Source organism: Candidatus Seongchinamella marina, from assembly GCF_026262685.1.
GTDB lineage: Bacteria > Pseudomonadota > Gammaproteobacteria > Pseudomonadales > Halieaceae > Halioglobus > Halioglobus marinus.
Window position 1 is genome coordinate 519,998 of sequence record NZ_SHNP01000001.1, and the last position, 18,446, is coordinate 538,443.

At 50.0% G+C, this 18,446-nt stretch carries 18 protein-coding genes; 11 read left to right on the forward strand and 7 right to left on the reverse strand.

Features of this window, described 5'->3' with window-relative positions; all coding sequences use genetic code 11:
* The first annotated feature begins 19 nt into the window (after nucleotides 1-19).
* Both EYC87_RS02230 and EYC87_RS02235 read left to right on the forward strand, forming a co-directional pair.
* A complete protein-coding gene (locus tag EYC87_RS02230) occupies nucleotides 20-775 on the forward strand; it encodes an SDR family NAD(P)-dependent oxidoreductase (protein WP_279251424.1) in 756 nt (251 codons plus the stop codon).
* A gap of 18 nt (nucleotides 776-793) precedes the next feature.
* Nucleotides 794-1,294, forward strand: coding sequence for a pyridoxamine 5'-phosphate oxidase family protein (locus tag EYC87_RS02235; protein ID WP_279251425.1), 501 nt, complete (start codon nucleotides 794-796; stop codon nucleotides 1,292-1,294).
* A gap of 149 nt (nucleotides 1,295-1,443) precedes the next feature.
* Here EYC87_RS02235 and EYC87_RS02240 read toward each other — a convergent pair whose 3' ends face one another.
* Nucleotides 1,444-1,944 (reverse strand): pyridoxamine 5'-phosphate oxidase family protein, encoded by a 501-nt coding sequence (locus EYC87_RS02240; protein WP_279251426.1) that lies wholly within the window; start codon nucleotides 1,942-1,944, stop codon nucleotides 1,444-1,446.
* A gap of 142 nt (nucleotides 1,945-2,086) precedes the next feature.
* Between EYC87_RS02240 and EYC87_RS02245 the strand changes: the two genes are divergently transcribed.
* From EYC87_RS02245 to EYC87_RS02270, 6 genes are all read left to right on the forward strand, one after another.
* Nucleotides 2,087-2,860, forward strand: a complete 774-nt coding sequence (locus EYC87_RS02245; protein ID WP_279251427.1) for an SDR family oxidoreductase — start codon at nucleotides 2,087-2,089, stop codon at nucleotides 2,858-2,860.
* Between the two features lie 15 nt (nucleotides 2,861-2,875).
* Nucleotides 2,876-3,373: a nuclear transport factor 2 family protein gene (locus EYC87_RS02250; protein WP_279251428.1), complete on the forward strand. Its 498-nt coding sequence runs from the start codon at nucleotides 2,876-2,878 to the stop codon at nucleotides 3,371-3,373.
* Between the two features lie 49 nt (nucleotides 3,374-3,422).
* The gene (locus EYC87_RS02255; protein ID WP_007227248.1) at nucleotides 3,423-3,659 is read left to right on the forward strand and encodes a DUF5062 family protein; all 237 of its coding nucleotides are present in this window, start codon (nucleotides 3,423-3,425) and stop codon (nucleotides 3,657-3,659) included.
* A 199-nt stretch (nucleotides 3,660-3,858) separates the two neighbouring features.
* A complete protein-coding gene (locus EYC87_RS02260; RefSeq protein WP_279251429.1) occupies nucleotides 3,859-4,191 on the forward strand; it encodes a YegP family protein in 333 nt (110 codons plus the stop codon).
* Between the two features lie 151 nt (nucleotides 4,192-4,342).
* Nucleotides 4,343-4,978, forward strand: coding sequence for a thermonuclease family protein (locus tag EYC87_RS02265; protein WP_279251430.1), 636 nt, complete (start codon nucleotides 4,343-4,345; stop codon nucleotides 4,976-4,978).
* Between the two features lie 804 nt (nucleotides 4,979-5,782).
* A complete protein-coding gene (locus tag EYC87_RS02270; protein WP_279251431.1) occupies nucleotides 5,783-6,796 on the forward strand; it encodes a DUF1254 domain-containing protein in 1,014 nt (337 codons plus the stop codon).
* A gap of 442 nt (nucleotides 6,797-7,238) precedes the next feature.
* Here the strand turns inward: EYC87_RS02270 and EYC87_RS02275 are convergent, their stop codons facing one another.
* Nucleotides 7,239-8,615 (reverse strand): NAD(P)/FAD-dependent oxidoreductase, encoded by a 1,377-nt coding sequence (locus EYC87_RS02275; protein WP_279251432.1) that lies wholly within the window; start codon nucleotides 8,613-8,615, stop codon nucleotides 7,239-7,241.
* A gap of 371 nt (nucleotides 8,616-8,986) precedes the next feature.
* Between EYC87_RS02275 and EYC87_RS02280 the strand changes: the two genes are divergently transcribed.
* Complete coding sequence (locus EYC87_RS02280; protein WP_279251433.1) at nucleotides 8,987-9,241, forward strand: hypothetical protein; 255 nt, start codon at nucleotides 8,987-8,989, stop codon at nucleotides 9,239-9,241.
* Between the two features lie 309 nt (nucleotides 9,242-9,550).
* Here EYC87_RS02280 and EYC87_RS02285 read toward each other — a convergent pair whose 3' ends face one another.
* Together EYC87_RS02285 and EYC87_RS02290 are read right to left on the reverse strand one after the other, a co-directional pair.
* The gene (locus EYC87_RS02285; RefSeq protein ID WP_279251434.1) at nucleotides 9,551-11,386 is read right to left on the reverse strand and encodes a DUF3604 domain-containing protein; all 1,836 of its coding nucleotides are present in this window, start codon (nucleotides 11,384-11,386) and stop codon (nucleotides 9,551-9,553) included.
* Nucleotides 11,387-11,610: 224 nt separating this feature from the next.
* Nucleotides 11,611-11,778 carry a hypothetical protein gene (locus tag EYC87_RS02290; RefSeq protein WP_279251435.1) on the reverse strand — a complete coding sequence of 56 codons (168 nt, stop codon included), beginning with the start codon at nucleotides 11,776-11,778 and terminating at the stop codon, nucleotides 11,611-11,613.
* A 108-nt stretch (nucleotides 11,779-11,886) separates the two neighbouring features.
* Between EYC87_RS02290 and maoP the strand changes: the two genes are divergently transcribed.
* Complete coding sequence (gene maoP, locus EYC87_RS02295) at nucleotides 11,887-12,342, forward strand: DUF413 domain-containing protein (RefSeq protein ID WP_279251891.1); 456 nt, start codon at nucleotides 11,887-11,889, stop codon at nucleotides 12,340-12,342.
* A 233-nt stretch (nucleotides 12,343-12,575) separates the two neighbouring features.
* On the opposite strand, the gene EYC87_RS02300 is transcribed toward maoP, so the two are convergent.
* Nucleotides 12,576-13,913 carry a hypothetical protein gene (locus EYC87_RS02300; RefSeq protein ID WP_279251436.1) on the reverse strand — a complete coding sequence of 446 codons (1,338 nt, stop codon included), beginning with the start codon at nucleotides 13,911-13,913 and terminating at the stop codon, nucleotides 12,576-12,578.
* Nucleotides 13,914-14,928: 1,015 nt separating this feature from the next.
* On the opposite strand from EYC87_RS02300, the gene EYC87_RS02305 reads away from it, so the two are divergent.
* Nucleotides 14,929-15,561: a hypothetical protein gene (locus tag EYC87_RS02305; RefSeq protein ID WP_279251437.1), complete on the forward strand. Its 633-nt coding sequence runs from the start codon at nucleotides 14,929-14,931 to the stop codon at nucleotides 15,559-15,561.
* A 179-nt stretch (nucleotides 15,562-15,740) separates the two neighbouring features.
* Here the strand turns inward: EYC87_RS02305 and budA are convergent, their stop codons facing one another.
* Complete coding sequence (gene budA, locus EYC87_RS02310; RefSeq protein WP_279251438.1) at nucleotides 15,741-16,454, reverse strand: acetolactate decarboxylase; 714 nt, start codon at nucleotides 16,452-16,454, stop codon at nucleotides 15,741-15,743.
* A gap of 431 nt (nucleotides 16,455-16,885) precedes the next feature.
* Nucleotides 16,886-18,430 carry a hypothetical protein gene (locus EYC87_RS02315; protein ID WP_279251439.1) on the reverse strand — a complete coding sequence of 515 codons (1,545 nt, stop codon included), beginning with the start codon at nucleotides 18,428-18,430 and terminating at the stop codon, nucleotides 16,886-16,888.
* Nucleotides 18,431-18,446 lie beyond the last annotated feature (16 nt).

An 18,446-nucleotide genomic window follows, 5' to 3' on the forward strand; every position in this document is an offset into this window, starting at 1 on the left:
AAACGGTAAGGATAAGATTATGGGAACACTCACAGGAAAGACGGCAGTCATTGTCGGCGCGTCAGGTGAAGCAAATTTTGGTGCAGCAATAGCAAGGCGACTGGCCGAGGAAGGCGCCAATGTCGTTGTGTCTGCCAGGCGCAAGGAGCCTTTAGAGTCACTGGCAGCTGAGTTAGGCGGCCTTGCGTTGCCTTGTGATGTTACCGATGAATCACAGATTGAAAGCCTGTTTTCCAATACGGTAGAAAAGTACGGCAATGTGGATATCGCGATTTATTCGGCAGGCGTCCACGCTGCAGATATGATCGCCGATCTCACCGCAGAAAGCATTCGCCCCAGCCTTGAAGTCAGCTTTATCGGCGCCTTACTGTTTTTCAAGCATGCTGCAGCTTCGATGAAAAATGGTGGCTCTGTTGTCACGATATCGTCTTTGACCGCCCGTATCCCTGGTCCGGGACTTTCTGTCTATGCCGGTGCGAGAGCGGGAATTGACTATGCGATGAAGGTAGCTGCTCAGGAATACGGTGCCCAGAAAGTGCGTTTTAACTCGATCGCGGCAGGTTTGATTGAAACGGATATGACCAGCATGTTTTTTGCCATGGATCCGGTTATCGATAGTCATATCGAAGCGACACCTGTGGGCCGAATGGGCAACCTGGTAGATATGGCAGAGGCGGCACTGTTTCTCGCAGACGGTGGGCGATCTGGTTACATTAATGGTCAGGTTCTCGATTTGGCCGGTGGACAACAAATGGGGCACTTGCCGCGTTTCTAAAAAACGAGAGAGAACGAAATGCAAGGATACGAAGACGTTACGTTATACGAACTGACACCCGAGCGTGAAAAAGAACTGGTAGACAAACAGATTGAGTGTAACTTCATCTGGACCAATAAAGCGGGCCACGGCCTGGGTGTGATTATGAATTACATCGCCAAAGATGGCTCCATCTGGCTGACCGCTACCAGTCAGCGTGCGCGTATCAAGGCCTTAAAACGTGATCCCAGAGCTTCGGTGGTAATTTCCAGTATGGGTACTGATATGGGCCCGGGAAAAACGATCACTTACAAGGGCCATGTCAAACTGCACGAGGATGAGGCCACCAAGGGTTGGTTTTACCCGGCAATGGCAGAGATTATTTCACCCTACCCAGCGCCTACCGTAGAGGCCGCGATACAGCATTTGGATACACCGTTGCGGGTGGTGATTGAACTGATACCGGAGAAGGCCATTAAATTTGACGGTGATGCAATATCGCAGTCCTCCTATGACGGCACTGTGCCTGCTGGAGACTAATCGGTCCTCGAAGGTTAAAGCACATTCTCAGCTTTTATTGCAGGGCACACTATTACTTTCCCCCGTAATAGTGTGCGGCGTTCTTTCTGATTTTTTTTAAGCTAGAAGTTAATGATGGGCATGGCATCGCCTGAAGAGGCGGTCTTTTTTTATGCTTCAAGAGCCTCGCTTGTCGTATCTCGCATGACACCGCCGTCAAATGTGATCGTCTTTTCAGGGACAACTTCAATAATGATCCGCGCGTCGGTATCCAGAAATGCGACAAAAGCTTCAGGGGTAGGCGCCGGACTATTGGCATGTCGGGCGAAGTCTGGATAAAACCAGTCTTTAGTCGCTTTATCCTTGTGCAGAATGGCGTGTCCTTTGAACGTGATTGACTGACTCACATCCGCATCAACGCCGGCACTGGATATCACCACGCTGCAACGGGGGTCGCGGGCCAGGGCCTTCATTCTTGCTCTTTGCTCGGTGGCTGTGCACCAGATGCTGCCTTTGCGCCAGATGTAACTCATGGTCACGCCCATGCCATGACCGGCCTTATTGGTCCAGATGAAGGTCAGTTCGTTTTGTGTCAACAGTAGCTTTTCCATCTTTTCTGTCGTCAGGCCATACATAGTGACATCGTCGTAATTTTCTACCTTATCGTTCATTATGTTGCGCTCCGGTGTGAGTTGCGTGTTTGGGTTAATCTCAATATTATAAACAGTACAGCCTGACTTTTTTCGATGTTATCACCGTTTAATGTGATTGCAAGCGGCGACAGGCACAACCAGCAGGAACTTGGAAAAAGCAATGAAACGAGTTGAAGGAAAAGTAGCTATTGTTACCGGCGGTGCCTCTGGTCTGGGTCTGGCTGCGTGCCACCGATTAGCTGAAGAGGGTGCCCAGGTGGTGATGGCGGACATTGCCGAAGAGCAGGGCGCGGCAGCGGCGGCTGCTATTGATGGGGCAGAGTTTGCGCGCCTGAATGTGAGCGATGAGCAAAATTGGCAGGCATTGATAGATAGCGTGGTCGCTGAATTTGGACGTCTCGATGTTCTGGTTAACTGCGCCGGGATTGTCCAGCTTGCCAGCATTGAGCACACCACTGAAGAGATTTGGCGCAAGGTAAACGCTGTTGGAACCGATGGAACGTTTTATGGATGTAAGCACGCTGTGCGGGTGATGAAGCCGGCTGGTAGTGGCTCAATTATCAATATGTGCTCGACGGCTAGTATTCAGGGCGGTCCGAATATTTTCGCTTACGCTGCCTCCAAGAGTGCTATTCGCGGTATGACCAAATCAGTTGCCTGTCTTAGCACTCAAGAGAAGTATGGTATTCGCTGTAATTCGGTGCACCCAGGCAATATGGAAACGCCCATGCTGCGCAATATGTATAACATTGTTGCTGAGAATGATCCTGCCTCCGCTGCCATAATGGATAGCTTGTGGGTAGGCGAGCCCGTGGACGTTGCCAATATGATCTTATTCCTGGCATCAGACGAGTCAAAGTCCGTAAACGGCGCCGAAATGGTGGTAGACAATACAACGACGATTACCGAAGGTGCCGTGCCCAAGCCCGACTAGCTGGAGATTTCAAGCATGACAACGATTGATGCGCAAACTCGCCATGAAATTATCGAGGCCTACCACAACTACGGTGAGGGAATAGACACTAAGAACTGGCCACTGGTGCGCAGCTGCTTCGCTGATGAGGTGCACATTGATTACGGCAATACCGGCGCCGCTACGGGCGGTGCCGGCGCAATGCGTAAAGCAGAGGACTGGTTATCAGCCCTGCAGAGCGTGATTAATGGTTTTGATGTGACCCAGCATGCTATTACCAATCACCGCTTCAGGAATACTCCTGAGGGGATTGAGTGTCGCGCGTATTTGGCCGCAGAACATATAATTTTTAACGACTCTGAAACCAATTTTGCCACGCCTGATGAAACGGCTTTTGTGATTGGTGAATACACTAACGTGTATTGTCCAAGTGATACCGGCTGGAAAATTTGCAAGTCAAAGCTGGTGACCAGGTATTCCAAGGGAAATATTGGATTGTTTGCGATTGCCGGTGAACGTGCGGCGAAGTTGTAGTGAGTGTGCTCTAATTGTGGCTACTAATCGGGGTTGAGGCGAGCAGGTTATGAAGAAGCTGAAAAACGAAAAGGAGATGGTCAAAAAAGCGATTGCGGCCGGCGTTAAATATGGAGAGGAGCGCGGTGTGGTTGAATTTGAGCCTACCGACTCTGCGGCCGATAAAATTGAATATATCTATCGATTGCTGGTGCACGATAAGGTCATTCAGCCTATCCCTCCGGACCAGCTATCTCAACTGGCCATGAAGCACAGACTCGCGATGTGGGCGTCAAAATTAAAATAGCGATCGAGGCGATCGAACACAAGAGAATGGTAACGGAACGTCCGCTTTGAGATAACAGCAGGTTTTAGGGAGCTAAAAACCTGGTATTCAGCTCAGCTGGGCAGTGACTTGTACATAATTTGCCCAGCTGTGCGCTGGCAAGTTACCAATTCCTTACTAAAATTAGGCTCGAGTAACGTCACTCGACTAATGGAGATAGATGATGGCCGGAAAATACGATCTTAAAAAAAGCCCTAGCGGTAAACATATGTTTAATCTCAAGGCAGCTAATGGCCAGATTATCTTGACGAGCGAGCTGTATGAGTCGAAGAAAGCAGCAGAAAATGGTATTTCTTCAGTGAAGAACAATGCTGGTAATGACGCCAGATTTGAACGCAAAGTGTCGAAGAAAGGGCAACCTTATTTTTCACTCAATGCCGCCAATGGTCAATCTATTGGCAAGAGCGAGATGTACTCAGGCAACGCTGGAATGGAAAACGGGATCGCTTCAGTCAAAAAGAACGCGGACGCACGGATAGAAGATAATACCTAGCCGATGGGGGCAAACCGCTGCATAGACCCCGCATTCAGCGGGGTTTTTTCTGCGCTTAAATAAACACTTCCCATCATGTCAGCTTCTAGATCAAACTGAAGCGAAAGAACTGCCTAAAGAAGGTCAAACAATCAAAAAATCTAAGAGTAAAGTGCAAACACCTCGTGTGCTCTCCCCCCGAAATATCGTGATACTTGCAGTCGTTTTCAGTATTTACCAGTATGCCACCACAGGCAAAGTAAGCTGGGTCGAAACAGCATATAAGTCGATCGAAAACAGAGTCACTGGTTATGCCACCAGACCCGAGGCTGGATGGAGGAAAGCAGCTGATAAGATTGAGGACCTGGGCGCTGCAAGAGAGGCCACTCCTACTGATTTCGAGATTACGGGCAAGGTGGTTAGGGTAGCGGACGGCGATACACTTCATGTCTTTGGCGATGGAGTGAAGACAAAAATTCGTTTGTATGGAATTGATGCCCCAGAGAGGGATCAGGCTTATTACAGTCAAGCAAAGGATGCGTTAGCGGGAATGACAGCAGGGCAGACAGTAGGTGTCGCTGTTGTGGAGCAAGACCAGTACGGGCGCACTGTTGGCACGATCTATCTCGATGGAAAGAACATCAACCGAGCGATGGTGCAGAGAGGCTATGCGTGGTGGTATCGAAGGTACGCGAAGTATAATCGCCCTCTTCAGGAGGCAGAAAAATATGCTCAGGCTCAAAAACTGGGCCTGTGGTCTGACCCCGATCCTATTCCTCCCTGGCAGTGGAGAAGGGGGCGGAACTGATGCTTTTAGCAACCGTGATCATTGTGTAGAGATTCAGTAAATCGTTATCGTAGTTCATCCAAGTATGCTGGAAGACATTCCCAAAATTCTTTTCTTGGTAAAACACACAAGTGAGCTCTAAATTATCCCAAGCTTATTCAGGGAGGGACAGGCGTTTATGCGCTTAACTCGGTCGGCAGATGTATCTGTCATCGCAAATGGCTCAATAGCATTATCAACGTCGCTGTAGGCCTGTTGATTGGGTTTCTTTTTAGGTGGGATTCTACGCACCTTGGCTTGCACAATTCATCACTCGAAATGCTGCGGTGATCTCCGGAGTGTTTGTCTTTGGCCAAAAGTGAACATCTTTTCGATTCTAGGGCGAAATCATGTATGAGGTGAAAGCGGACATTACTTACGCCAGGGTGGACTCACGTTTCCCGACGTTCGCTTTCACCTATTAGCAGCCTTCGGTCTATCCTTGTTGAAATAATGGCAACAGGACGCGCTCCGACGATGACTTTGACGGACTCACCGCAGCGAACCGGTTACCCCCGACATCCCATTGATACTGCTTATACTCCCCACCGCTTTGTCTGCTCAAAGTTACCTTTTGCTAATGATTTAGCCGCCACTCTTAGGATAGAATTGGCCAGACCTTTTGCTAAGGGCAGCGTCAACGCCTGGCGGCTGCGGGCTTGTTCTACCAAGATATTTTCAACAACGGTGGCAGGTGTTTGCATAATGACAAGTTTTAAAACCAAAACTAATGAGCTGTCGACGACATAGCAGCGCAAAAGAAATCAAATCTAAAGGTAATCATCAATGAAAACTGTACGGAATTATACTCTTCTGATCTCTGCAATCCCTCTAGTTGCCTCGATTAACATTGCAGCCAGCGAAACGACCATTCCGGTAACGGAAGAAAACTTCTCTCACGCTGAAACGGCGCGAAACTACCGTAACTGGGCCAAGCAGGGTGCGAACAAGATGTTTGTCATAATGCCCGGCCTGCCTCCTCGCGGTAAAGCAGCCGCAACTGTGCAAATGAACGACGACACCCTTTATGGTTCGGCCATTGTAGAAGCCGTCGATGGCAAGGTGACGTTTTCAATACCTGACACTGATAACTACCTCGCCGTACAAGTGGTAACCGAACGCGGACACGGGCAGCAATATGTTGTAGAAGATGGTGACTATAACCTGCCGGTTGAATCGCAATACGCGTTCCTGATTTATCGCTCTGGGACTGAGAATGGGATCGACGTCGCTAAAGCAAATTTAGATAAAGTGGATGTAACTGACCTTAATTTCGCCACGACGTATCAGGTGCAGCCTTACGATTACGACGAAGTCGAAGAGTGGGTAAAGAAATACACACAAGAAGTGAACAGCATGGATAACTTCACCTACACGTTTCCTCGCACGTCTAAAGAAGTCACCGATCTACACCAGTGGAATTTAGAAAATGCCGCAGGCTGGGGAGGAGCAAGCCCTGAAGCGTTTGTTGGGAATAAATACGCCAACAGCTCTAAAATGAAGGCCGGCACCTGCTATACCTCGACATTTAATGACCCAGAGAATAAGTTTTTCACCTCCATCACTGCTTACGATAGTGATAAATACTTGATGGAAGGTGTCCGCAGCATCAATTCGCATGCGTGGGACAAGAACAGCGATGGCACAATCACCGTATCGTTTAATTGCGGCGAAAGCGCGAAAAATAATATTGATACACAAGGCAATGACTTCACCTTCACTTCACGTCATTACGGCGTAAACCCCAAGGTGATTAATAGTTCAGAAGACCCCATTATTTCTGCACTTAAAGCTCAGTAGTTGCTATAGATGTCGACACGGTATGCATCAGTTCACAACTCCGGAGAGTGCATTATAGCTCGGAGTTGCACCGCAGCGGTGCAGTAGTATTCCAAACACTGGCAGTGTTGAGGTCAGCGGTTCGATCCCGCTTAGCCTCACTCATAAAATCAAAGGGTTACGTTAAACCGTAGCCCTTTTTTTATGTCTGACTGGTTTGTGGGCAACCTCTGGTCAACCGTGGCATAAGGCCACGAAAAAAAACTGAAGTGGGTCTGGCCGCGCAGGAGTGCGGTCTTGTCCATAACGTCCGCTTTCGCCTAATGGTGGACATGGGTCTCTGCTTATTGAAGGGAATCAAAGGGATAATAACTCTGTTCCCTTTATCAGTTTGACGATGCCCCGCAACTTGCCCATAGCCTAGTAGCGTGAATCGCAGTGTTGGTTTCAGTCATGCTCATACCTATTGGGAATCAGCCACCGTGGCGATTATTGTATCCGCTGCCCGCTCACCTGCGGCCATGGCTCCTTCTACATAACCCAGGCCGACTCCCACCGCGCAAGTGTCTCCAGCGAACAGGACTCTCCCATGGTGCGTCGGTTCCGCAAATCGAATAAAGTCACCGGGCTGCGTGTCGACGCTCGTGTAAGGGTAGCAGCCCCCTGAGAAGGGACTGGTGGTCCAGTTGGATGCGGCTGTCGCGACGGGAGGCTCAAACGTATCGGGGAACATCATCTGTAGCTCAGATAGCGCCTCTTCTACGGCCGCTTCAGGGTTCTCCGCCACCCACGCAGCCTTAGGCGGGCCGAATACGCTAGCAAGACAGGGAGATGTGGGTGAACCCGGCCCAGCACCAGATGACATCGATACATCGAAGAAACTGCCGTGGGAAGCGATAGGATCGGGAATACTGAAGAAATGGTCTTGCTTCTTTGGGTTTCTACGCCAGAAGCTGTTTTTGAACGTCATGACGACCTTTTCGACACTTCCGAAGCCGATGCGCTCGATTACGTCCTGCTTACTGGTGGGGAGCGGTGGATCAAATGTGATGGTTCCAGCCTTCAATACACCAAGCGGGACGGTAACGATGACATGGGAGCCTTCGAAGATCTTTCCGTCGGCCGTCGCAACTTGCACGGGCGCTTGGGCGGAAGTGTCCTGTTGAATCGAGATTCGTGAGACAGTCTGACTCAGCATCACCTCGTCAGCAGACAGAGAATCACGCAACAACTCCACCAATAGGCGGAATCCACCAGAAATCAAGACCTGACTCTTTTCGTCATGGTTGGTGAACTCCCAGAGGTCATCGCTTAACTGATTCTGGTGTGTGTCGCAGGTGGAGCCACCGTTCAGACTCTCGGAGAATATCTTGAACAGGTAGAGATGCTCACGTTTGGGTCGCTTGCCAAGTACGACGTCGATTCGCTCACCCAGGTTATTAAACGTAGAGGTATTCGGCCGAAGTTTACCGAACCGGCTAAAGCTCCAACCAAGCTTGATAAACGCCCACAGTGTCGTTGTCCACCCTAGCCAACGCGCCGAACGTTGGTCATAGATCCGCACCGTTGAGGCGCCAATATCGTGTTGATGAACTTCGGCCCCGATGTCCCTCAATAAGTGGTAGGCGGGGTTAGTCAGATGGTCCTCAATCCAGAAGGGTCCCAGTTCGACCCAGGAGGCCTGGTTCCCCGCAATATCGAGCGTGTGCGCGCGGCCGCCCAGGCGATCCCTTCCTTCCAGAAGTATGATCGGCACGTCCGCTTCCTTCAGTCGCTTTGCCGCCGATAGGCCAGAGATCCCACCTCCGATGATGATTACCGGTTTTTGTTTTTGCGTCATCTAGACAGTGCTCAGGCTTAAACCACACTTATACCGAAGTAAAAGTCGTTTTGATAGATCACTGATATTTTGTGGGCCAGGCGACACTACCGAACAATCTGTCTCCAAAAGTAGGCCTGGTTTAGTCAAGTGTCAGGGAGTGACGGTTATTTGTTGCATCGACCGATTGAGGTCGCAGCATAAAGCAGACATTCTAACGGTTCAATTTTTCTTCAGCTGAAGTCCGCTTTGAGGTGAAAGCGGACATTCCCCCTTTCTTGATATCGGTTTTGGGACCTCAATCGGAAGCTTCCGCGTACTTTCAGTTTCATGGTTTAATGTGATCAAGATCTTACCGTCGATAGCAAAAACTGCTTTAAGGAGAAACCAAAATGAAGAGAATATTCGCAATTATCACGAGCGCATTACTTATAGCGACCCCGATATTGAGTTACGCCGACCCTGATGACCGCCAAGACCGCCGAGAAGAGCGTGGTAGATCGGATGAGCGCCAGGACAAAAGAGATTGTCGCCAGGAGGAAGGTAGGGTTGGCAAGGATAAACGTGATTGCAAGCAGGAAGAAGTTCGGGATGGTGTCAGAGGCAAACAAGGCGAGAGGCTAGGCAAGGATGACGATGACGATTAATAAATAGATTAGCTCTTGGTTGGTTCAGACAGTTGACACCGAATGAGACGGATCTCTAGCTAGGGCAAACATTTTGACAGGCCCCATTGGTGCCATATGGTCTGACGACGCACAGGTAACGGAGCTTGCGTTGTAGCAAATTTTTCATTTGGGCGAGTTGCTGATCAATCAGGTCATCGACCGATCGTTGCAATGTCAGCAGGGATACCTGCACTTGCTAGGCCGTTTATAGGTCCTATGCTTCAATTAATCCCTCCTTTACCGCTATAAACGACAGACCCCGCCCTGTGGGGGCTATTCCAGAGAAGGTCAGCGGGGCGAGTACCAGATTGGGCTGCTGTAGGCCCGTTCCTGAGAGCTATAACGCACGTCGTCTGGCATTTCATCGTAAAGATCGTAATTCTTGCGGTCGTAAGCCAGCCATCTTGGCGTGGGGATCTCCATGACCCTCACATAGTAAAAGGCGCTCTGATCTGGATCGAAAGTAGAGTCCTGCCAATATCCTCGAAGAGAAGCCGCGCCGATGGAGTTGCTGTAAGTGGCCTCTTTTTCGTCGACGGTGGAGTCTACTGATGGCAGATTGCCCTCCGCGTCCAACTTCCGGGTGTCTGGGTTGCTCCAAACCACGTCATACACCGCCTCCTGAGAGACGCCATTGGTGTCGAGCCAGCCTTTCACAATCTGGATTCGATCAAGATTGGCACCGTTGGGATCCCGCATTGCCTCAACCAGGAAACCGGGGCTGTTGCCCTCGGGTGCGACAGCCAAATCGCCTCCCATGGGCACCCCCGACGCATAGCCCTTGGCAGCAAGGTCAAGCCCCTCTAGGTCGTCAGGGCCAAAATCGTAGCCACCGAATACCCGCACCTGCAGTCGGGTGCCTGTCGTGCCGAATACCTCTCTGCGCGCCATTGCATCCCATATAGCCTCGCGGGTGTTGTCGGCGGCCCACACGCCTGCCAGGCCGGATGCGGCGAGCTGCAGGGCGGTCAGATCAAGCGCCGGGTCTAGGGAGGATCGAATCAGCACATCTTTCCAGCGATTGGGGCTGGGCTCCAGAAAGGGCGCTTTGCCCCACCAGTTATCCTCGCGGGTGGCGGGTAATCCCGCGTGGCTGTCGGTGCTGCCCACCATGCCAAATTTGAACGGGTTGGCGCCGAGTGTCTTGTCAAATTCAAGACCCATTTTGAGTGCCGAGCGAGCGTACTCGTACTGAATCATGTCAGTCGTTCTTTGGGCTGTACCGCCCAGGTTGGTAGTGTCGACAATTTCGAAATCCGCGAATTTATCGTCGGGGGACAGAAACGGGTGCGCCTCACCCGTACCCTTGGACTGGGTAACCTCTACAATAGGCTCCCAGCGCGAGCGATTCTCTGCGTACGCTTTATCGATCGGCTGTCCTGTAGTTTGATACTGGGGCGCAAACATCATGCCACTGGACAGGTTGCCGTTATGGGGGATTGCCAACACCTGACCGCCCGTATCTTTTTCATAGGCCGCCATATAGTCCCAGAGGTCCTCCACGTTCTCCGAGTCGAAGAGAGAGAACGGCAACACGGGTTCGACGCTCGCTTTATTGCCCCGAAACACCACCACCCGGTGCAGATTGTTACCGCCGGGTTGCGAGGTCCACTCATAACCAATAAAGGCGGTGAATTCGCCAGGGTCGTTGTAATGGTCGGCGAGCTCCATGATTTTGGTCCATGCGTTGCGCAACATGGATTCGCTCTTGATTTTCGCTTCTGCGCCTTTGGCCATTTTCTGGACCAGCGCATTAAAGGCATCGATACCTTTACCGGCCATAACGAGATCATACAGTTGCTTACCGAACGGATCTGACAGTAAGCCTGGGTCCGCACTCGCAATGGCATCTGCCAGCCCAAGATTTTCAGCGTGGTCCGCAATCACAACGAAGTCGAGAGGCTTTGAGATCGTCGCTTCCTGCCCGGTGCTACTCGTTACTGTCTCACCCAGCACAAAACGGTAGGCGTCATTGGGGCCGACTTTGGTGCCGGCCATGCCGGCGTCGGGAGAAAAGGAGGTGTGGAGGTGTGTGTCACCAAAATACGCGTGCCGCTGCTGGTTGTCAGCGACAGCGAGGCTGACAGGTAGGGCGAGGCAGACCACAAGAATTAATGCTTTCATCACTAAGCTCCTAGATACCGCACAGGCAAAATTCAGACCTGAGAAGTATAACGCATTTTGTGAAGTAGAGAAAATAGCCGGCTGTAACTACGCGTTTTATAAATACATCCAAGTCTGAGTCCACCTCTCTTGAGTTGGGCGCCTAACGAGAGCTGGCCAGTAGTTAGACCTCCTCCACTGGGCCACTTCTTGAGCCAAAAAACATGCCGATTTAATAGAAAAATTCACCTTCCCAGCTCTACCTTGCGACCAGGAAAACAAAGTTCCTCAAACAAAAAGAGTTTAAATCCTGCCGCCCCAATATTTGCCTGATTAGCTAAGAGCCTCCTGTCGCTTTTGAGGTGAAAGCGGATAGTGGCGCGCATGGTCATGCTTTCGGCGGGTTCTGACATGGTGTGATCTTGGTCGCAACGTTATCTTTTCCCTTCACCCCAATTGGCAAAGGAGTATCACATGGTAGATAACAACCACCGCCAACTGGCAAAAAAAAAGGATATCTGATCGATCGCGGATATCGTAGAGCTTTCGGTATTGCGGGACTAACTTCACAAGAATTTCAGGCTGTCGACTCGCGTGGATATTGGCTGGAGGCGCTCGCTTTGGGAAAACTATTGCCCGAAACTGAGGCTCAGGCAAACTTCGTCGAGGTCTGTAAGAGGCGCCGTGAGCCTGAGTCTGTTTACGAGAATGCTTGGATAAAGTACTCGCTGGTGAACTTAGCGAAGGTTATAAGCAAAAAGATTAGTGAGTGTGGGGCCAGTGTTCCCAATGTGGTCACGCAAGAGCTCCCTGATCTCTTTTTTGACACACTAGTCAAAAACCTTCATGAAATGGAAAAAGAGTGCCCTAATACTAATATTCAAAAGGCGATCATCACGATACGTGCTAGGCAGAATAAAGGCAAAAACCAAAATCGCTTCAGGATTACGAATTATGGCGGTTATAGAATTAACTGACACGCAAGTAACATGAACTATGGCTTCTAAAACTGGTTTAGCTTCCGCACTTCTTCCAACTAGTTTTCACTGTTGGCAAAAAGCAGCCCCCGTTTTTCCGATTTTCACCCCTCGCTAATGCCTCCTGTTAGGTGAAAGCGGGGGTTTCAGCTTTCATGCCCGTTCAAGGTCTATAGTGTCCTCTTTCGCCTAATTTCCCCACGGCCAGGACGCCGACTATAGGTCAGCGAATACTAGTAGACGTTGGAATTCGCTTCCAAACAAGCCAACCACCCCCCTTGCTCAAAAGTTTTTTTATCACAGTGTGCCGCCTGGGGCACATAGATCGCCAGGCCAGGAGTTACAGGCTCACCCCTCAAACCGGCCGCTATCGCTTGCACGAAAGGGTTATCTCGGTACACATAGCGAAAACTTACCTGACCATCTAGATATGGTCCCCAATCAAGCCACGTTGCCGAAGATTCGTTTATATTCTCAGGTCGGTCTTCTATCGTGGATATCACTAGTGTATAGAAGTCCTCACTATCCCGAATCAGTTCGTTGTCCAATAAGCACTGAATGGCACTTCCATTCCAGAAATTGTAGTTGCAAACATTGTAGAGCCTGACCTGGCTGTCCATCGCAGGGCTCGCACCAGCCCGCGTGTCTGGCGCACTCAAAAACTTGCCCCTTATCACCAATAACTCACCGAAACGTGAGCTGTAATGGGTGGACAGGTACTGTACGTCCGCATTAGCTAAAGTGTCTGACTGAGCTTCAAAATTTGACGAAGTGCTCCATTTGGGCTGCTTTTTCGCCCTATGATCGATTACGGGAAGCGCAGGAAAACGCCGTCTCGACTGAACGACGTCTGGACCAGATTTAAATAGATCACACTCAGGGAATTCGAGCGTAGAATTTCCGGCCGCGTCATATATTTTTAGCGAAGGCAATGGAACTGAACCGGAGCCAGGGCGGTTTCCGGAGTCAACGTGATACATGCGCAGCAAATTCATTACAAATTGATTAGCGCCGCCCAGCTTTCGTTCGCCGACATAGCTAGTATTGGGTTGGGGTCGCTCGGGAGGTGAAGTAAACACGAGAGTAGCCGTGTAGTATTGACCAGACGCCGGCGCAGATTGATCAACATAGGGATTCCTGAAACCAGGATCAGCTGCCAATTCTGCGTCACGAAGCGTATTCAGGTTATTTAGATCCATGTCATTGGGGTGAAAACCAAAATATCGAGCCTCGGGATATTGACCGCGAAACTCGACTCGGGCTCCTGGCTCAACAACGAATGCGCCCCTGAGTGAGTTCAAGCCAATTCGGGCAGCCCATTTTGAAACTATGAAGGTATTCGAGAAGTAATTGGACCCGGCAATATCTGGCAAGTTGGGAAAGAAGTTGAAGTTTAGTGGAGTACCAACTCTCGGCCAGCCAGGGCAGACAGGCGCAGTGTCTTGCTCCTTATCTTCTAACCATGGCAAGCCACCGAGATCCAGGTCACAGTTATTTGCAATATAGTCGGAGAGGCGTCCCTCGCTACCGACAAGCTGTGGATCGCTGAGTTGCTTGAACGTTTCGATCATAGGACGATCCCCGCTGACTGCAGCAGCCCAGTCATCTATCGTTTTATGTACATGTCCCAATTCCCCACGAATACTTGGTGGTGAGGCTCCGAGCAAATTCTCAACAACTAGGGCGTGCCCTTCAAGTTCGCGGAGACCGCTCGTATCAACACCGCCTGCGTTGATCTGATTCAGGGTTTGGCAGAAATAAGCCACTTCTGCTGGGCTATCCGCGTGTTCGCACCCATACAAGAGTAGCAAGGAGAGGATGAGATATAGTGGCCGGCGTCTGGTTTTCGTAAACATGTCGTGTCGCGTTGAGAGCACTCAAGACGCATTATAGACTTGTTGTTCCGGACCCGAAAACTGAGTTGCCTCTCAGTGGCGCGAATTTCCGCTTTGAGATGAAAGCGCGCATTCAACTTTCGAAAACTAAATCATGTCCCAAGTGACCGTTTTCACCTCACAGCGGGCAGTCTGGTTGCCCACACTTGGGCTGTTCAGGAGTTGATTCGTGCTGCCGTGAACAGTCAAACGACTTTCCCAAGACTAAACATAGACCGCAGAGAATTTTATTATTGAAAGGCGTTTAGCAAGTTTGTGGCGATTCATAAAGCGCTGGGCTTAAAAACCTTAAGGGGTGCACCGCGCTTAAATGATTAAGTAGTCTCCCGAGCAGCCGGGCCCCGCTTTTATCGCCGTGAGCCATGTTACCGACTATATTTCATAATCAAGCCCCAATGACATACTATTCAGGGCAGTGGAAAGTTGTGCCGCTACCTATTGTTGTCGCATTGATGCTGGCAAGTAAAGTTGCCATCTAGCATCACTTCGAACGTAAGCGATCTAAAGATTAGCGGCTATCAGTATGAAGAACCTAGGTCAGTAGAAGGTTTTTCCAATGCAGATCCAGTAACTGAAAATAGTAGGGAACCTTATGGTTTTTGCTTCAATAACCTCGGCCTTTTTTCTAGCATGTGTACATCTATTCGCGCATCGACTTTGTGACTTCCGGTTAAGACCGCGCAGTCGCTGGTTGTCACTGGCAGGCGGGATTTCAGTTTCATATGTCTTTGTTCACCTGCTCCCGGAACTCAACGAAAAACAAGAAATCGTAGCGGAGCACCTTGGGAGTCATGTCACCTTCAAGGCGCTGGAAGATCATATTTACCTAGCCGCACTTTGCGGGCTTCTCTTTTTTTATGTTATAGAAAAGGCTGCCAGAGCCCGATCCAAAGTGGCGACCAGTGAGAGCAACAGCGGGAGCGCTATTTTCTGGCTACATGTCGGCGCATTCGCTATGTATAACGTAATTGTGGGTTATCTCTTGGTGCATCGCCTAGACCATACCGCTTCAGGCTTGGTACTTTATCTGTTCAGTATGGCGTTACACTTCGTGGTCAACGACTATGGTTTAATGGAGCACCATGAGAGGCTATATGAAAACAAGGGCAGGCTGATCCTTGCTGCGGCACCCTTGGCAGGCTGGACACTCGGTATGACTGTAGACGTTCATGAGTCGGCGCTAGCCTTATTATTTTCATTCCTTGCCGGCGGTGTGATCCTCAACGTTTTGAAAGAGGAAATCCCCGATGAACGAGAAAGCAGCGTTTTGACGTTCTCATTCGGCGCGCTTGCGTACTCGGTTATTTTGGTTTTGGCTACGTGACGCCAGGCAGGGAGGTATACGAGCTCACCTTGGTTGGAAAGTGTAGTGTTGCCGTGGTCAAGACAAGGGCCGCTGCCCGACTGCTCGTTTTAGCTATGGCAAAAAATGGGGATGCTCGCCGAATAGAGTGCTCAGGTTAGTTTGCTCAATGCGTGTTTGCCATTACCAGCACGTGTCAGTCAGTGCTCAGCTTTATCCAGATCTTCGCGAACATCGTTATTTAAAGAGGCCGTTAGATATTCCACGCTGTGAGGAAGGTCAAGCATGAGTTGGTCTATGTATTGAACGCTTATCTCAACATCACCACTGACGCAACTGAGCAAGTGCCCGCCGTTTTCCCTATCGTTTGATATGAAGTGAAGGTGGTACCCTGGAACTGTTACCGAACCCATAAAGTCCGGGGTGTAAAATCCAACAAGCGTCCCCTCAATATCTTCAAATAGAAATTCTTTCTGATCTCCAGCAACGTCTACTAGCGGCCTGTAAGCTTCTTGCTTCGGTACTGATCTTGCTTTGATTGATTTGAAAGTTCCCGCAACCCGTATGGCATAAATTAGATTTTTCGATAAAACCATCTCGTCGATTTTTATTTTTAGACGATCAAAGGTCAGCTCATCATTACATATCAGCGAAACCTCTGGTTTGAAATGCGTGACACAGGCGTAAGGAGTCTTCATATTTACATCTGCAATATGAGTTGTGCCGTTTGCGTGCAGATGATAAAAAACGCCACCTAAGAGCACCATTTCACCATCTAGGTCGTTGAATGTACCTAGACCGAAATTTCCGTGCTCGAGAACTTGTTTAAGTGTTTTATCCTCTCTCAAAATACCTGTTACAAGCGCATTTACTGGAGCGGACACGTAGAGCGAATTCAACTTTTTCGTAACCATTCGTTTCTCCTCGACCACAAACATATTGATAGGCCAGACTTGCCCCGGCTAACTCCATTACTAGAGTGACATTTGACGCTCCGGTAGCGCGCGATACAAGGTTACTTGCCATCAACCCAGAAATAAAACTTTCGGAGTAAGCCTATCAAGTACCGGGAGGCAATCAGTTTTCATTGGTTTTTATTCAATAATGTTTTTAAGACCTACTTTGCAGCGCCTTTTTTTGCTAAAAGCGCTTTCGCTGCTAGCCGCTCGGTATTTGGCGCCAGAGTCGAAGTTGAATACATAGCAATTGATAATAAACAGGGTTAGCAAGAACATTAAAATTGGCAGCATGCATCACAAATTTTTCCAGAGTCTTCCGATAGCCTCTGAGCATCTTCTGGTTGCCGATCTGGGGCGCTTGCCTGGCCTTCGCTTCCTGGATGAGGTCAAACCCTGAACTTGAATTTATATTTGTCTTCTTCTGCCCATACCTCGATGTCTTTGCCAATCGGGCTGTGATCTTTAGCCTGCGTCACGGTTACTTGATCAACGCTACTGGCAAAAAATCGTGCCCCTTTAGTATCGTGAGCTAAAACAACCACCATATCATCGCGCTTTCGCTCAAAAATGATCGTGTAGGTTAAAATGGTGCCTGCAACCGGAGCGCTGCACTCAGGTACTGTCTCAATAGTTGATGTGTCAATGGCTGCGACGTCGAGTTCGCTATAGTCCAGGACGCTTATCGCTCTTTCTTGCACATTAGCACTAAGTACGACTGCAGCATGTTTGGACAGCTGCCCCCCATTGGCTGTCACCAGGCCTTGCTTTGTAGTGTTACGCAACTTTGTGACCATTTCGGCCAGAGCATGCATGCTGTAATTGTTGCCCGGTCCTCCGAAGAAAGGCAGTCCACCGGTAACAGTGAGTGGTCTTGGATCATCAGCAGTGATGCCCAGTGCATCTCTGACGGCCTCGACAGCACAGGGAAAGCAGCTGTAGATATCAAGAAGGTCCATGTCTTGTTGGGAGCAATTTGCTCGCTGCAGTGCTGTGCTCATAACGGCTTGCATTGCTTGTGAGGTGCCAGGGTCGCTGCGCTCAAACAAGCAGTTATCGTTGCCTTCTGCATAGCCGAGTTGCAATACCCATTTATCGGGGTCAATGCCCAGTTCCCTGGCTTTGCCGGCACTGATGAGAACGATTGCCGCGGCTTGATTGACAGCATCCTGTGCCACCATCAACTTGTTGTAGGGCACGCATAGTGCGTAGTTGCCGTTGGCATCACTAATCAGGTCTTCTGCTTTATGGTCCTGGTAAAAATAAGCGAATGGGTTATCACCAGCGACTTCAGATAATGGGGTCAATAGCCGTGCCATTTGTTGGCGATGGCTTTGCTCGTCATTGCCTTGCTGATGCGCGCGCAAGTTCTCTATTAACGCGTAGTAATGCGCAGGAAGATACATGTCGCTGGCAAGCTCGGCCGGCGCGGCAAAGCGTTCGGTGTATTCGCGGCTGTCCAATGGGTGGTCGTAGTTTTCCGCCCAGTCAAGTTCTTTCCCGCTTCGTTGTGCATGGCGCTGACTGGCAATCGCCTCTGCGCCAGCGACCAAGGCGCAATCTATATCCCCGCGCGCAATAGCTCCAGAAAGTTCAGCGAGCAATTGCAGCGGTGAGTTGCCACCAACATTACTGTAAATGCGTTTTTTGGGATTAGCGCCCAGTCGTTGGGCAATCGATTGTGGTGGGTTGTTACTTCTGCCAAAAGGGCAGGCCCACAAAGGCGCAGAATCTGAAAACAGCCGAATCACAGCGATAGCATCAATGTCAGTGGCTAGCAAAGTGCCACCTGCATCAGCTATGGCCGCGCTGCAGGCCCTGGCCGCTAGCTCCATTGGTGGATGCAGTGACGGAGCGTCTTGCTTGTTAAGGTGCTCGGTGTACTGCCCCGCACCGACGAGAATGGGGGTATTATCCGGGAGCTGTTGATGCATGAATTGGTCCTAAAGG